Source organism: Shewanella glacialipiscicola (genome assembly GCF_023283485.1).
Taxonomy (GTDB): domain Bacteria; phylum Pseudomonadota; class Gammaproteobacteria; order Enterobacterales; family Shewanellaceae; genus Shewanella; species Shewanella glacialipiscicola.
Map to the genome: position 1 here is coordinate 44648 of NZ_JAKILU010000025.1, position 14438 is coordinate 59085.

Annotated in this window: 13 protein-coding genes; all 13 read right to left on the reverse strand. The window is 44.1% G+C overall.

Annotation, left to right across the window (positions count from 1 at the left end; genetic code table 11):
* Nucleotides 1-31: 31 nt before the first annotated feature.
* Nucleotides 32-730 (reverse strand): cytochrome c1, encoded by a 699-nt coding sequence (locus L2717_RS15450; RefSeq protein WP_076498013.1) that lies wholly within the window; start codon nt 728-730, stop codon nt 32-34.
* Nucleotides 730-1944, reverse strand: a complete 1215-nt coding sequence (locus L2717_RS15455) for a cytochrome b (RefSeq protein ID WP_220773960.1) — start codon at nt 1942-1944, stop codon at nt 730-732. The genes L2717_RS15450 and L2717_RS15455 overlap by 1 nt, the downstream gene beginning before the upstream one ends.
* Nucleotides 1944-2534: a ubiquinol-cytochrome c reductase iron-sulfur subunit gene (gene petA, locus L2717_RS15460; RefSeq protein WP_076498017.1), complete on the reverse strand. Its 591-nt coding sequence runs from the start codon at nt 2532-2534 to the stop codon at nt 1944-1946. Before petA ends, L2717_RS15455 begins: the two co-directional genes overlap by 1 nt.
* Nucleotides 2535-2905: 371 nt before the next feature.
* Nucleotides 2906-3799, reverse strand: a complete 894-nt coding sequence (gene hflC, locus L2717_RS15465; protein WP_220774429.1) for a protease modulator HflC — start codon at nt 3797-3799, stop codon at nt 2906-2908.
* A gap of 3 nt (nt 3800-3802) precedes the next feature.
* Complete coding sequence (gene hflK / locus L2717_RS15470; protein ID WP_220774428.1) at nt 3803-4945, reverse strand: FtsH protease activity modulator HflK; 1143 nt, start codon at nt 4943-4945, stop codon at nt 3803-3805.
* 36 nt (nt 4946-4981) lie between these two features.
* Nucleotides 4982-6289 (reverse strand): ribosome rescue GTPase HflX, encoded by a 1308-nt coding sequence (gene hflX / locus L2717_RS15475; RefSeq protein ID WP_220774427.1) that lies wholly within the window; start codon nt 6287-6289, stop codon nt 4982-4984.
* A 23-nt stretch (nt 6290-6312) separates the two neighbouring features.
* The gene (gene hfq, locus L2717_RS15480; protein WP_220774426.1) at nt 6313-6585 is read right to left on the reverse strand and encodes an RNA chaperone Hfq; all 273 of its coding nucleotides are present in this window, start codon (nt 6583-6585) and stop codon (nt 6313-6315) included.
* Between the two features lie 92 nt (nt 6586-6677).
* Nucleotides 6678-7604 carry a tRNA (adenosine(37)-N6)-dimethylallyltransferase MiaA gene (gene miaA, locus L2717_RS15485; protein WP_220774425.1) on the reverse strand — a complete coding sequence of 309 codons (927 nt, stop codon included), beginning with the start codon at nt 7602-7604 and terminating at the stop codon, nt 6678-6680.
* Complete coding sequence (gene mutL, locus L2717_RS15490) at nt 7597-9510, reverse strand: DNA mismatch repair endonuclease MutL (protein WP_373316158.1); 1914 nt, start codon at nt 9508-9510, stop codon at nt 7597-7599. The genes miaA and mutL overlap by 8 nt, the downstream gene beginning before the upstream one ends.
* A 13-nt stretch (nt 9511-9523) precedes the next feature.
* Nucleotides 9524-10996 carry an N-acetylmuramoyl-L-alanine amidase gene (locus L2717_RS15495; RefSeq protein WP_220774423.1) on the reverse strand — a complete coding sequence of 491 codons (1473 nt, stop codon included), beginning with the start codon at nt 10994-10996 and terminating at the stop codon, nt 9524-9526.
* Nucleotides 10997-11004: 8 nt separating this feature from the next.
* On the reverse strand, nt 11005-11463 hold the full coding sequence (tsaE, locus tag L2717_RS15500) for a tRNA (adenosine(37)-N6)-threonylcarbamoyltransferase complex ATPase subunit type 1 TsaE (RefSeq protein ID WP_220774422.1): 459 nt from the start codon (nt 11461-11463) through the stop codon (nt 11005-11007).
* Nucleotides 11464-11558: 95 nt separating this feature from the next.
* Complete coding sequence (locus tag L2717_RS15505; RefSeq protein ID WP_220774421.1) at nt 11559-13043, reverse strand: NAD(P)H-hydrate dehydratase; 1485 nt, start codon at nt 13041-13043, stop codon at nt 11559-11561.
* A 275-nt stretch (nt 13044-13318) separates the two neighbouring features.
* Complete coding sequence (locus L2717_RS15510) at nt 13319-13774, reverse strand: ferritin family protein (RefSeq protein ID WP_220774420.1); 456 nt, start codon at nt 13772-13774, stop codon at nt 13319-13321.
* Between the last annotated feature and the right edge of the window lie 664 nt (nt 13775-14438).

The following is a 14438-nucleotide window of genomic DNA, read 5'->3' on the forward strand; positions in this document are numbered from 1 at the left end:
GCGGATATTACATTTTACCCGTTATTGGTGCCTAGTGTACATCTTTCCAATACTCTTTCTTCAAGAGGTAGGCCACAATAAAGAATATAAACAGGAATCCGAGTACCCACCAACCCATGGCTTTACGCTCTAGTTGGACAGGTTCAGCAGAATAGACTAAGAAGCCAGTGATATCACGTACCGCTTGGTCGTATTCTTCCGCATTCAATTTACCGCCAGTCACAACAATAGAACCATCGGCTTGTTTAACAGGCGTACCCTGTAATTCTTCAAGCACGTGGGGCATTCCAACTGATGGGAATACTGTGTTATTCACACCAAATGGGCGACTAGGGTCTTTATAGAAGCCTTTCAGATATGAATAAACCCAATCCTCACCACGTACGCGTGCCACTAAGGTTAAGTCTGGTGGTGTCGCGCCAAACCATTTAGCAGCATCTTTGTGTGGGATCGCGTTTTGCATCAGCTCACCAATTTTAGCATCGGTGAACATATACTTATTACGCATATCATCAGCAGAAATACCGATATCAGTAGCAACGCGTTCATAACGTTGATATTGAGTGCTATGGCAACCAGAACAATAATGTTGGAACAGGTCCACACCACGCTCTAAAGAAGCTTTATCATGTAAATCAACATTGGCATCTTCTAAATGTATTTTATGTCCGCTCGCGGCCAGAGCCAGCGTCGGCAACAAGGTAACTAATGCAATCAGTAATTTTTTCATTAGTGTGTCAACCTCGCTGGAACGGGTTTAGTTTTTTCATTCTTGCTGTATACCCACAGCGCCACAAAGAAACCAAAGTAAGTGAACGTAAATACCTGTGCAACGATCGTTAGTGCTGGCGTAGCAGGAACCACACCTAAATAACCTAAGACGATGAACGAAACAGCAAACTGAGCAATGTTCAGCTTGTGTAATGTACTACGGTAACGAACTGACTTCACTTTACAGCGATCTAACCATGGCAATACAAACAGTACTGCAATCGATAGTCCCATCATCACAACACCAGCTAATTTGTCTGGGATCGCACGCAAAATAGCGTAGAAAGGTGTGAAGTACCAAACGGGCGCAATATGCTCAGGTGTCTTCATTGAGTTAGCCGCTTCAAAGTTTGGCTTCTCGAGGAAATAACCACCGCCTTCTGGAATGAAGAACAACACATAACAGAACACGATCAGGAAGCCTGCGACGCCCATGATGTCTTTTACTGTGTAGTATGGGTGGAATGGAATACCATCAACTGGCCAGCCATTCTCGTCTTTGTTTTTCTTAATTTCGATACCATCAGGGTTGTTTGAACCCACTTCGTGTAACGCAATTAAGTGTAAGAACACAAGAACCACTAATACTAACGGCAGTGCGATAACGTGTAATGCGAAGAATCGGTTCAGTGTCGCGCCAGAGATCACGTAGTCACCCCGGATCCACAGAGTTAAATCATCACCAATAAATGGGATCGCGCCGAACAGCGAAATAATAACCTGTGCGCCCCAATATGACATTTGTCCCCATGGCAGCAAGTAACCCATAAAGGCTTCAGCCATCAACACGAGGAAAATTAACATACCGAACAGCCACAGTAGCTCTCTAGGCTTCTGATATGAACCGTAGATCAAACCACGGAACATGTGCAGATAAATCACCACGAAGAACGCTGAAGCACCCGTTGAGTGCATATAACGCAGCAACCAACCGTATTCAACGTCACGCATTATGTATTCAACAGAAGCGAAGGCGCCTTCTGCTGTTGGTACATAGTTCATTGTTAACCAGATACCCGTCAGTAATTGGTTAACCAATACCAACATCGCCAGTGAACCGAAAAAGTACCAAAAGTTAAAGTTAGTTGGCGTAGCATACTGACCCACATGACGGTTATAAGTCGCCGTCATTGGAATACGTGCATCAATCCAATTAATTAAATTCTTAACCATTACGCCACTCCTTTATCTACACCGATAATCACGGTGCCATCATCAACGTATTGATGTGGAGGGATAACTAGGTTCAATGGAGCTGGTACGCCTTGGAAAACGCGACCAGCCATATCAAACTTAGAGCCATGACATGGACAGAAGAAACCAGAAGTGACACCTTCAACTTGCTCACCGAATGAATCAGGTAAATAAGTAGGTGAACATCCGAGGTGGGTACAAATACCGACGGCAATAAAATACTCTGGCTTAATTGAGCGCAAAGGATTAGTTGCATAATCAGGCTGCTGCATTTCAACAGAAGCTGGATCTCTTAACTTACCATCATGTGTTGGCAGTTCATTGATTACCGCATCTGTGCGACGGACAACCCATACAGGTTTTCCACGCCACTCAACACGGATCAACTGACCTGGCTCTACTTTACTGATATTTACTTCGACCGGTGCACCTGCAGCTTTTGCTTTGGCACTCGGATTCCATGACTTGATGAAAGGAACCGCTACAGCGACGGCACCAGCACCACCTACTACGGCGGTTGCAGCTGTCAGGAATCTGCGACGTCCGGTATCGACTGGCGCATTGCTCATCCACTTATCTCCCAGAGGGTGTTGGAATTTTTATATTTCAAAGACCTTCGGCCCTTAGTTCATCACTAGGGTCAAAAATCGAAGTTTGAAGCGGGGCTCATTATAGCTAAAAATTAGAAGCAGATCATAGTGAAAACACTCAAGTAAGTTAGGGAGATTGCGTGTTTTTTCAAAAAAGTTCAAAAAACACCCCATTTTTAACTATTTTCAATCTATTTAGAGAGTATTTTAAACACCTCGCCCGTAGCTTAGGCATAAAGCATGCATCACTAATGTGAATGCGCACTTACTTTGCTATATCGATTAACAATCATTAGATAAAAAAATAGGCCCTGCATCGCAGGGCCTATTAAATTAATTAATTTTATGTCTTATTTCCTAGGTGCAGTGCTCTTCATATACTTGAAGAACTCGCTATCTGGCTCTAATACCATGATATCGGACTTACCTGAGAAACTCGCACGATAGGCTTCTAAGCTACGCACAAAACCGAAGAACTCAGCATCTTTACTGTAAGCGTCAGAATAAATCTTCGCCGCAAGTGCATCACCTTCACCACGAATGGTGAGAGCTTTACGCTCAGCTTCAGCAATTTTAACGGTCACATTCGCGTCAATCGTTGCGCGGATGATCTCTGATTGCTCTTTACCTTGAGCTCTATGCTCTTTCGCCACTGCTTGACGCTCGGCTCGCATACGCTGGTAAATACTATTACTAACGTTAGCCGGTAAATTGATTTGCTTTACACGTACGTCGACAACTTTAATACCTAAGTCTTTAGCGCTTTCTGAGGCATTTTCTAGTGCATCGTTTTGTAATTCATCACGCTTACCAGAGACAATCTCTTTGATAGTGCGACGACCAAACTCAGTACGCAAGTCGTTGTTTATCTTACGTTGCAATAGCGATTCCGCATTCGCTTTAATACCACCATTTGTAGATAGGTAATATTTCTCGAAATCTGCAATGCGCCACTTCACATAAGAATCAACCATAAGGTCTTTCTTTTCTGAAGTAACAAAACGATCGGCTGCGCCATCAAGTGTTTGAATACGCGCATCAAGTAGCTTCACTTTGTCGATCACTGGCACTTTAACATGCAGACCAGGACTGTAGACACGAGTGACTTGCTTACCATCAACATTGTCTTTTAGTATTTCACCAAAACGCGCCACGATAGCCCGCTCGCCTTCATTCACCACCATTAAAGATGACAAACCAATACCTAAGAGTACGGCGATAAGAATAATGCTTAATCTACCCATGGATTACTCCCTCCCTTGGCGAGTACGATCATCGCGGGATGGACGTCCACTCAAAGGCTCATTCGCGCGAGTCGTTGATACAGACGAAGAATTGACATTTTGCTGTGGCGTAGCTTCCAGCTCAGTTGTCGCAGGCTTCTGCTGAATTAGCTTGTCTAACGGCAGATACATTAAGTTGCCATTATTCTTGGCATCAATCAGCACCTTATTCGTATCCGTCATCACTTGCTGCATTGTATCAAGATACAAACGCTTACGAGTGACGTCAGGTGCGGCTTGATACTCTGGCAATAACAGCTCAAAACGAGCCACTTTACCGCGAGCCTCTAACACTTCACGTTCTTTATACGCACTTGCTTGCTGTGCCATACGTTCAACTTCACCACGAGCTTTAGGTTCAATTTCACGGGCATAGGCTTCAGCTTCACGAATAAAACGCTGCTCATCTTCTTGGGCTGAAATAGCATCATCGAAGGCGTCTTTTACTTCTTCAGGCGGACGTGCCGGCAAGAAGTTAACGTCAACAACGGCAAGACCCAGTTTATACGGTTCAAGAATGCGCTCGAGTTCTTTCCACGTATCGCGACGAATAGCATCACGGCCTGTAGTCAGAATATCATCCATCTTGTTATGTCCAATAACATAACGCAGTGCACTGTCTGTCGCTTCACGCAAACTGGCGTTCGCATCGACGGCACTAAATAGATATGAGTAAGCATCTAAAATACGATACTGAACATCAAGCTCAACTTTCACGACGTTTTCATCGGATGTCAGCATGCTACCAGACGCAGGAATTGAGCGAACTGATTGAATATCAACAGGAAAAATTTCATCTATAAACGTAGCCTTCCAGTGAAGACCAGGACCAATTTCACCATTGTGTTGACCAAATCGCAGTGCCACACCACGTTCTGCTTCTTTAATTGTATAAAAACCCGAAAGCCCCCAAACAACCACAGCAACAGCAAGAATGATGATTAAGCTAAACGAGCTAAAAGATTGACCTGATGAGCCATTTCCTTTGCCGCCAAAGCGTTTTGAAAGATTACGAAAAACCTCATCGAGGTCCGGTGGCCCTTTGTCGTTACCACCTTTATTTCCCCAAGGATCATTACCCTTGTTACCGGGCTCATTCCAAGCCATTTAGCACTCCATAAGTGGATGAAATAAATTAGATTATTAACGTGTACCTTCATCTATCGATTCATCGAAGATAAAGGTTTCTAACTCACCCTGACTCTGTTTAGTTAATCGGCGCCAATTGGCATCCGATAAACGAACAGACAAAATACAGTTCCCCAGTGAGTCGTACTCCTTCTGCTGTATTGCATCCAGTCGATAAAACTGGCCAAGATAATGTCCAGCAGTTGCCGGAATTCTAAGTGTGAGCTCTTGAATTACCTCACCAATTAATTCAGTAATGGCTTTTAAGAGTAAATCAAATCCCAAATGCTTTTGGGCTGAAACCCAAACTCGAGTCGGTTTACCCATATCGTCATATTCAATTCTTGGCGTCACATCCTCGAGTAAATCGATTTTGTTACATACCACGAGCTGCATGACTTCATCGGCTCCGATCTCTTTCAAGACAGACTGAACTTGATCAAAATTATCCGTCATATTTTCATCTGCACAATCGACAATATGCAGTAATAACTCAGCCTGCTTTGTCTCTTGTAAGGTTGCTTTAAATGCGGCAACAAGATCATGAGGCAAATGACGGATAAACCCTACGGTATCCGCAAGAATAACGGCACCATCGGGTAAGTCTAACTTTCTTAATGTGGGGTCGAGTGTAGCAAATAGTTGATCAGCTGCATAAACATCTGATGATGTTAAAGCATTAAACAGCGTTGATTTACCTGCGTTTGTATAACCAACTAATGACACTGTCGATAAATCACTGCGCTTACGCGCACGTCGACTCTGTTCACGTTGCTTATCAACTCGCTCTAAACGCTTATTAATATTCTTAATCCGACCTCTGAGTAAACGCCTATCGGTTTCGAGCTGAGTTTCCCCTGGACCACGTAAACCAATACCGCCTTTTTGCCTCTCCAAATGCGTCCAACCACGGATAAGACGAGTCGACATGTGGCGCAATTGCGCTAGCTCCACCTGCAACTTACCTTCGTGGGTGCGCGCTCGTTGGGCAAAAATATCCAGAATAAGTGTCGTACGGTCGAGCACGCGACACTGACATACCCGTTCTAGATTACGCTCTTGAGCCGGACTCAATGCATGATTAAAAATCACTACATTGGCTTCAGTCGCCGCCACTAATGCGGCTAACTCTTCAGCTTTACCTGAACCCACAAAAAACTTACGATCCGGCGAACGTCGACTTCCAGTAATAACCCCAACCGATTTAGCTCCGGCGGATTCAACTAATAACTGCAGCTCAGTTAAATCTTCTCGGCGTTCCTCATCGGAAAAGTCGATATGGACAAGAACCGCTGTTTCTCCAGCCTCATAACGATCAAACAAGAAGCAAACTCCTCAGATAAAATTTATTCGCCACTAGGCGCATCATCTTGTGCACCATATCCGCCCTGAACATTTTGATGTGGAGTAACGTTAAATGGACGCGCAGGCACAACAGTAGAAATAGCGTGTTTGTAAACCATTTGGCTCACAGTATTTTTCAACAGTATGACAAATTGATCAAACGACTCTACCTGTCCTTGGAGCTTAATGCCGTTTACCAAGTAAATAGATACAGGAACGCGTTCACGACGCAATGCGTTCAAAAATGGGTCTTGTAAAGATTGCCCCTTAGCCATTTTATTATTTCCTTTTTAATTTATATAAAACAAACCGATATAAGTGATAGTTTTTTGTTTAGTTTTAGTATTATACAGCAAGGGCTAATAAGCTAGCGGCATTGACGCATAAGTGTAACTAAATTCCCCTCAGCACCACTTTCAAGCCAATTCAACTCTGGCCAACTGCGCAACCATGTTAATTGACGCTTAGCTAATTGCCTAGTAGCAGCAACCGCTTTTTCGACCATAGTATCATAGTCAAACTCACCCTCTAGGTATTGCCAGCATTGTCGATAGCCCACACAACGCATTGATGGTAAATCTAAATGTAAGTCTTCTCGGGCTTTAAGCTGAGCAACTTCCTCAATAAAACCTTGTGCGAGCATAATCGTAAAACGTTGCGCAATTAAGTCATGCAGCGTTTTACGCTCACGTGGTGCAATTGCAAACTGCACTACGTCATAAGGTAAAGGAGCAGACTTAGTTTGCGTCAACTCGGTCATACTCTTACCGCTTATTCTATAGACTTCCAGCGCTCTGGAAAGTCTTTGTGGATCATTAGGATGAATTCTTTCTGCCGACACGGGATCTATCTCCCTTAATTGGTCATGCAGCGCTTCCCATCCTATAGTATCGGCTTCAGTTTGAATATCAGCCCTAATGGCTTCATCCGCGCTAGGCAAAGGCGATAAACCTTCGAGTAACGCTTTGAAATACATCATGGTTCCACCAACCAATACTGGTGTTTTTCCCATGCTGATAATTTTTTCTATTTCGGCTACCGCATCGGCTCTAAAATCGGCTGCCGAATAGCTTTCACTGGGATCACGAATATCAATTAATCTATGTGGCCCGCGAGCTAACTCTTCAGCAGAGGGTTTGGCACTGCCGATATCCATACCACGGTAAATTAATGCTGAATCAACCGAAATAATTTCACAATTATGCTTCTCTGCCAATGCCAATGCTAAAGCCGTCTTACCAGAGGCAGTAGGCCCCATCAAAAATAATACTTTTGGGTGTAATTTTTTATTCACTGACTTGCTCTTTTAGCCACGATTGCCAAGGTAATAAAATTGCTTTATCGGTAATTAGCAGCTTTTTTTCTTCCGCTAACTGCGAAAATGCGGCCCAGGTATCTACTGCCGAAACAAATCCCGTTAAGCTATGTTTGGCTAACCAAATGGCCAACGCACTCGGCGCAGGTGCTTCAAAACGCAACGATTGTAACCACTCAGGGATAACTTTTGCTAACTGGCTCTCTCTGAGATATGGGGGCACTTTTTTAATAATCAACTGCTGATAACGAATTGTTAGTTCCAATCCAAGTTGCCGTATTAAGGTCTCGTTTTCATCAAGTACAGCTTGCCAATCTGCATCGGCGGCAACAGATACTGGCATCAGTAAAGGTTGACCAATTAATCCGGTCGCTAGTTTAGCTTCAATCTCTTGGCTTCGCGTCACTAATGCTACTGATTTAATCGATAATAAGCAGAGACTATCTCCTATTGCCATCACCCAATATTGTCCATCTAATATTGTAGGCATAGGCACTGATGGCTGAACCACTTGATCTTTAACGCTGTACGCAGGTGTTTGCAATAGCGCACCATAACTGGCAATTGCCGCCTTTGATGGCAACTCCGTACGTTGTCGAGACTCTCCCATAGAATAACTGCCACGCTGGCTATCTCGTGGGGTTACCATACTACCAAAGGCATTGGTTTGAGTACCAAAACTGGTGCCCTCACGTCCAGCACTTACAGATTTTGCTTGCACCGCTGCAACAACAGGAGGTTGAGCAGACTCAAGTGTATCAGCTTGCGCATTAACTTGAGCTGAATCAGCGCTAAGTGCAAACGAGACAGATGCTTCAGCGCAATTTTTAGGAGCATCCACAAACACATCTTCAACCTCATCCAAAGAGCTTGGGTGTTCGACATTGAGCTCCCCCGCTTCTTCTAGTGCCGATTGTAATGCTTGCAGAATGTAATCATGTACATAACGTGCTTGGTGAAATCTCACCTCATGCTTAGCGGGATGCACGTTCACATCCACTTGATAGGGGTCGATATCCAACATTAACACATAGCCGGGTTGCTCAAGTTGTGCTTTTTGCGCAAATGCCTGGCGTACTGCATGATTGACCAAACGATCGCGGATAAGTCGACCATTAACATAAAAGTAATGGGTATCGTTGACCACTGACGACCAAGGTGATTGCAAATAGCCGCTAAGGCGTAAATCATCATGTTGGCATTCAATCTTTAACGCTTGTTCGGCAAAGGGTCGGCCACATACTTGTGTTAAACGCTGTAAATACTGGGTTTCATTCATTGCAGGGCGATAGTTACGCACCGTTTTGCCGTTATGCGTCAGCGTAAAATGGATATCACCACGGACTAACGCAATGCGCTTTAACCATTCATCAATATGAGTAAATTCCGTTTTATCGCTCTTTAGAAAACGCCTGCGAGCAGGAGTATTAAAGAATAAATCCACTACTTCAATTGTTGAACCGACAGGATGCGCCGCAGGCATCACCTTAACTGCCATATCTACGCCTTCGGCATGAGCTTGCCACGCCTCAGTTTGTTCAGCGGTGCGAGAGGTTAAGGTTAAGCGAGAGACTGAACTGATACTGGCTAGCGCTTCGCCGCGAAAACCAAAACTAAGAATGGCTTCAAGATCATCTAAGGTGTGTAACTTTGATGTCGCATGGCGCGACAAGGCCAGCGCGAGTTCATCTTTAGCGATACCAGAACCGTTATCGCGAATTTTAATCAGCTTGCTGCCGCCTTTGTCGATTTCAATATCGACTCGGCTCGCTCCTGCATCGAGGCTATTCTCGACTAATTCTTTGACAACGGAAGCGGGTCTTTCAACCACTTCCCCCGCCGCAATTTGGTTCGCTAATTGCGGCGGCAGGATCTGAATACCCATCATGCTTTCCTATTTAACTCTGGGGTATGACTAGCGTTTGCCCTAGCTGCACCACATCGGATCTCATGCCATTTACTTTTTTGATGCTAGACATAGACACGCGATAACGCTGCGCGATTGCAGATAACGATTCACCGCGGCGAACTTTATGCTTAACTTTGGTCGATACAGAATCATCCACATAAGCTTTAGGCGTTCTTCCGGTTGACGCTATATCAGTTGATGCTATTGCAGTTGATGATTTGGCGGTTGCTTTTGCTGGTTTAGCGCTGCGAGATCTTGCGCCGCCTCTTTGAGCAAGCAAGGTATCTGCTGGCGGGTTATTGTGATAGTAACGACTCACGCCTTTATAAATCGCATTAGCAATATTTTCTTGATGGCGACTACTCGACAATAAACGCTCTTCTTTCGGGTTTGAAATAAAGCCCGTTTCGACCAAAATAGAAGGAATATCAGGTGACTTTAAAACGGCCAAACTGGCAGACTCAGGTCGACTTTTGTGCAGCTGGGTTACTCCGCCTAAGTCTTTTAAAATATCCCCAGCTACAGAATGACCAATTGCCATAGAGCTATTCATTGACATATCAAGTAAGGTCATCGCTAAATACTGTTCATTATCCGTATTTTGGATAATATCTCCCGCGCCACCGAGTAATTCTGAATGTTTTTCTTTTTGCTCTAACCAACGACCAATTTCACTGTTAGCCCGCCGCATAGATAATACCCATACGGAGGCACCGCGTGGATTGGGTGAAGTAAATGCATCGGCATGAATTGACACCAACAGATCGGCTTTGCTATTACGGGCCAGTTCGGAGCGTTTATTTAAATTTACAAAATAATCACCCGTGCGGATCATCACAGCGCGCATGCCTGGCGTATCATTAATTTTACTTGCTACGCGCCTTGATATTTCTAAGGCAACCTTTTTCTCATACACTCCAGAAGGACCAATAGAACCTGGATCGTCGCCGCCATGTCCCGCATCAATCGCAATAACGATATCTCGGGATGATTGCGCTGACTGAGTGACAGTTTTAATCGGTGTAGATGTCACCACTGCGGTAGCTATCGACAAGGTTTTATCTTCTAAATCAATCACTAGACGGTTACCGTAGGGCGCGGTCACTGGCAAAGCAAATAAGCTGGCATTGAGAGGTTTCGCCAATTCGATGACTAAGCGTAAATCCCCCTTCGTTGGTGACTGACTTACCCGCACTCCCTTAACCAACTTACTGTTATTTTCTAGCTTATTAAGTGTCACTTTCGCGACTGATTTTTTTAAATCCACTACTAAACGGTTAGGCCCGTCCAATGTAAAATAGCTGTAATTTGGCACTTCACTTAAATCAAACACGATTCGAGTTGACTCTGGCGCAGCCCAAATACGTACGCCTTCTAACTTATTAGCTGCATAGGCAACCACAGAGAAAAAGGAACATAATAAAATTATAATAATTTGAAAATAAACGTTATTTTTTGTCATTGTTGTTTTTATTTTATCGCTGCTAATAACTTTTTACCCGGCTCTGATAAAGCCTTAATGCGTATTTCACGACCACTATTTTGGTAACATAAATGTATATGGATATCCGCATCGGGCAGTAAACCCTCACCTTTATCTGGCCATTCGACAATGCACAAACTCTTATCGGTGAAATAATCACGAATACCCATAAACTCAAGCTCTTCTGGATCATTTAAGCGGTATAAATCAAAATGATAAACTTCGACACCCTCTAGCTCATATGGTTCAACTAAAGTGTAAGTTGGGCTTTTAACAGCGCCTTTATGACCCAGTCCTTGAATTAAACCGCGGCTTAGGGTTGTTTTACCGGCCCCTAAATCACCCGTAAGATACAGAGTCAAAGGCGCTTGGACATGGCGGGCTAGTTTTTGCCCTACGGCAATGGTGTCGTCTTCGTTGTCTAAGAAAAAAGTTAACTCTGTCATATCCGCTTATATCACTGCTGTTATTGAGGGAGAAGCGACTCAATCTTATGAAGGAATAGGACAAAGTCCAGCCCTGCTTGAGTCTCACATACCGCCTAGAGTAAATCACTATTCACTAATTGGCGAATAAAAGGCATTAAATCACTCGCTAACATACCACGCTCTCCTTTCGCGACCGCGAGATCGGCAGCGCAGCCATGCACAACAACCCCCACAACTGTCGCCTGCATATTATCCATCCCTTGAGCCATTAGCGCGCCTATAATACCAGATAACACATCGCCACACCCACCACTAGCAAGCCCAGGATTACCTACTGGCGCCACCACCATTTTTTTGCCATCAAAAATCACCGTTCCGGCTCCTTTTAGTAGCACTACGCCACCATACTTTTGTTGCATAGCACGCACGGCTGCAAATCGGTCTTGCTCAATTTCAGCAACAGAACAACCGAGCAAACGCGCTGCTTCACCAGAATGGGGCGTTAATACCCAATTAGTTTGCTGACGGGGTTCATGGCTTAAAAGATTTAATGCATCGGCATCCAAAACACAGGGCTTATCGCTTAATCCTGCGGCTTTAAACAAGTTATAACCCCAATCATGTTTACCTAGGCCCGGTCCAAGCACGATAACCTGTGCCCAGCCAAGGCGCAAATACACCTCCATATCGACTAAATCACAGCCCCAAAACATAAGCTCAGGACGGGAAACATTCACGGTGAGTTGATGCTCTGCTCGACTGATTACAGTGACCAGCCCAGCTCCTGCGCGCAAACAAGCCTCACTCGCTAGCCTAACGGCACCAGCCATGCCTGCATCACCGCCAATCACGGTCACTTTGCCTGATTGGCCTTTATGACTATCACGGGCTCTAGCGGCAAAATAAGCCTTAAGTGTCTCTTTCCCTACTCTTTGTGCGCTCGCTTTTGCGAAGAAAGGCGTTAAGCCCAAATCAGTAAATTCAAGCTCGCCGCTATAATGCCGCGACTTACCCGTTAATAAACCTTGCTTCAAACCGCCAAAGCACAAAGTAACATCCGCCATTACCGCCACGCCGGCTATGGCGCCAGTATCGGCAATCACTCCTGAAGGTAAATCAAGGCTCAAGACCCATGCTGCGCTCTCATTGATGGCGTTAATATACTGCGCCATATTGTCACGCACAGTATCTTGCACACCGGTGCCGAGTAAACCGTCGACTATTATTCTTGCCGCATGAATTAGCGCGGCGTCGAAGGTCAATAATTGTCCATCATCTGCAAGATAATGAGCCAACGCTTGCTGGCACTCAGCAGTACGTGCAGATGAAGCCATCATCACAGAAACGTTAATACCACTCGCCCTCAGCAACCTCGCGCACACTAAAGCATCGGCACCATTGTTACCGCTACCAGCGAGGATTAACACAGGTAAGGCTGTGGAGTTATGTTTTGTTAAACACTCAAAAGCCGCCGCGCCAGCACGCTCAACCAATTCATAGAGGCTTAATACTCCCTGTGACACTGCACTCAATTCAGCTTCACGAACTTGCGCTTGGGTATATAGCGCCTTGGGGAATTGCGATAGATCTTGTGCCATGAAGGATCTCCTTAGACGCCAATGACTACATTCCACAATGAGTTACCTCACCATAGGCGTCTTGGCAGAACTGAGCAAGGCTGATAAAAATCAGCTAATAGATCAAGAAAGTAGCAAGAATTGGGACGGGAAATTATGACGTAAATCAGCTCGGGCGTAGAAAACCAGCCAAACTAAGCAAAAGTAGAGCAAAAGTAGAGCAAAAGTCGTTGATACGCAGATGGCATAAAGACAAAAACCAGCATTAGGCTGGTTTTTGGGAAAAAGTGTTATTTTTAGATATCGTCCATCCGAATCGTGCTGTGGACTAAACGCTGTTGTTGAGTTTTTTCCACTCGGATTAAGTTTGCTAACGCATTACGCGCATCTTCGGCTGTAGTTGAATTAACTGTTTTCTCTAACAAACCAATCAAACGATTCTCTAAGTCTAAGTGTAAGTTAAGCACATCGTCTTCATTCATGTTTGCAGGCAACATAGTGTCCTGGCAACGCTTGGTAAAGTCTTCAAATGTGAAGTCTTTATACCAAGTATCAAGAATACGTGGTGGGGCTTCATCGATATAATCACCTAGTTTTTCAGCCATCGTTTTTTGATGAGACTCAAAATAGTCCAACATCATCTTCACTCGAGCCGAATCAGCTTGATTATTAAGTCGGCCATAGAGTTGCGCCATATCTAAGCGGCACTTTGCCACATATTCGAGTAAATCACGTAATTGTTGAATACGCATATAATGCACTCCATTGTCAGGCCAACTACTTGGCGCTATATTTTTTATGTCTAAGTTCATTATGTAAGTAAAAGCGTTACGAATATTTGAACAAGGTCATAATTTAGCTTTCGCAAGGCGATCTAATTTAGAGAAAGTTAAATAAACACGCAATAGATCACGCAGCTAAATTATATCAGCCTATTTTTAAGAAGAGAGAAAAGCCAAAAGAGATCTCAAGGCACTTAAAGGATTAGCATAAGTCACCATGCTGTACATGGTGGATCTAAGATAGAGGATTTGCAACAGATGACCACTAATCAAGACAGGTATAGATACGTTAATTGAGGCAATGACGTGAGAAGTACAGCGAAATGATGTTAGTCAACTACGATTGGAACCTATTTTCAGGCTAGCGACTTAAACATAAGAAAAATATCTCGATATTAAGAGCCGAACTAATGAAGAGTTAAAGCATTGAGGAAATAGAACAAAATTGGAGCGACATGATTTTGATCAAGAGCGGTTCGAACCGATGACCTATACCTTGAAAAAGAAAGGTATCGCCATATCAAAATCACAACTGAGCTAATGTTAATTGAATAATGTGATAATGGAAGATTTAGGAAATTGGAGCGACATGATTTTGTTCAAGAGCGGTTCGAACCGATGACCTATACCTTGA

Coding starts and splice junctions, on each gene's coding strand:
- L2717_RS15505 (WP_220774421.1), bottom strand. CDS start 13,043: ATGGCACAAGATCTATCGCAATTCCCCAAGGCGCTATATACCCAAGCG.
- L2717_RS15455 (WP_220773960.1), bottom strand. CDS start 1,944: ATGGTTAAGAATTTAATTAATTGGATTGATGCACGTATTCCAATGACG.
- tsaE (WP_220774422.1), bottom strand. CDS start 11,463: ATGACAGAGTTAACTTTTTTCTTAGACAACGAAGACGACACCATTGCC.
- hflC (WP_220774429.1), bottom strand. CDS start 3,799: ATGGGTAGATTAAGCATTATTCTTATCGCCGTACTCTTAGGTATTGGT.
- L2717_RS15495 (WP_220774423.1), bottom strand. CDS start 10,996: ATGACAAAAAATAACGTTTATTTTCAAATTATTATAATTTTATTATGT.
- hfq (WP_220774426.1), bottom strand. CDS start 6,585: ATGGCTAAGGGGCAATCTTTACAAGACCCATTTTTGAACGCATTGCGT.
- mutL (WP_373316158.1), bottom strand. CDS start 9,510: ATGGGTATTCAGATCCTGCCGCCGCAATTAGCGAACCAAATTGCGGCG.
- L2717_RS15450 (WP_076498013.1), bottom strand. CDS start 730: ATGAAAAAATTACTGATTGCATTAGTTACCTTGTTGCCGACGCTGGCT.
- hflK (WP_220774428.1), bottom strand. CDS start 4,945: ATGGCTTGGAATGAGCCCGGTAACAAGGGTAATGATCCTTGGGGAAAT.
- L2717_RS15510 (WP_220774420.1), bottom strand. CDS start 13,774: ATGCGTATTCAACAATTACGTGATTTACTCGAATATGTGGCAAAGTGC.
- petA (WP_076498017.1), bottom strand. CDS start 2,534: ATGAGCAATGCGCCAGTCGATACCGGACGTCGCAGATTCCTGACAGCT.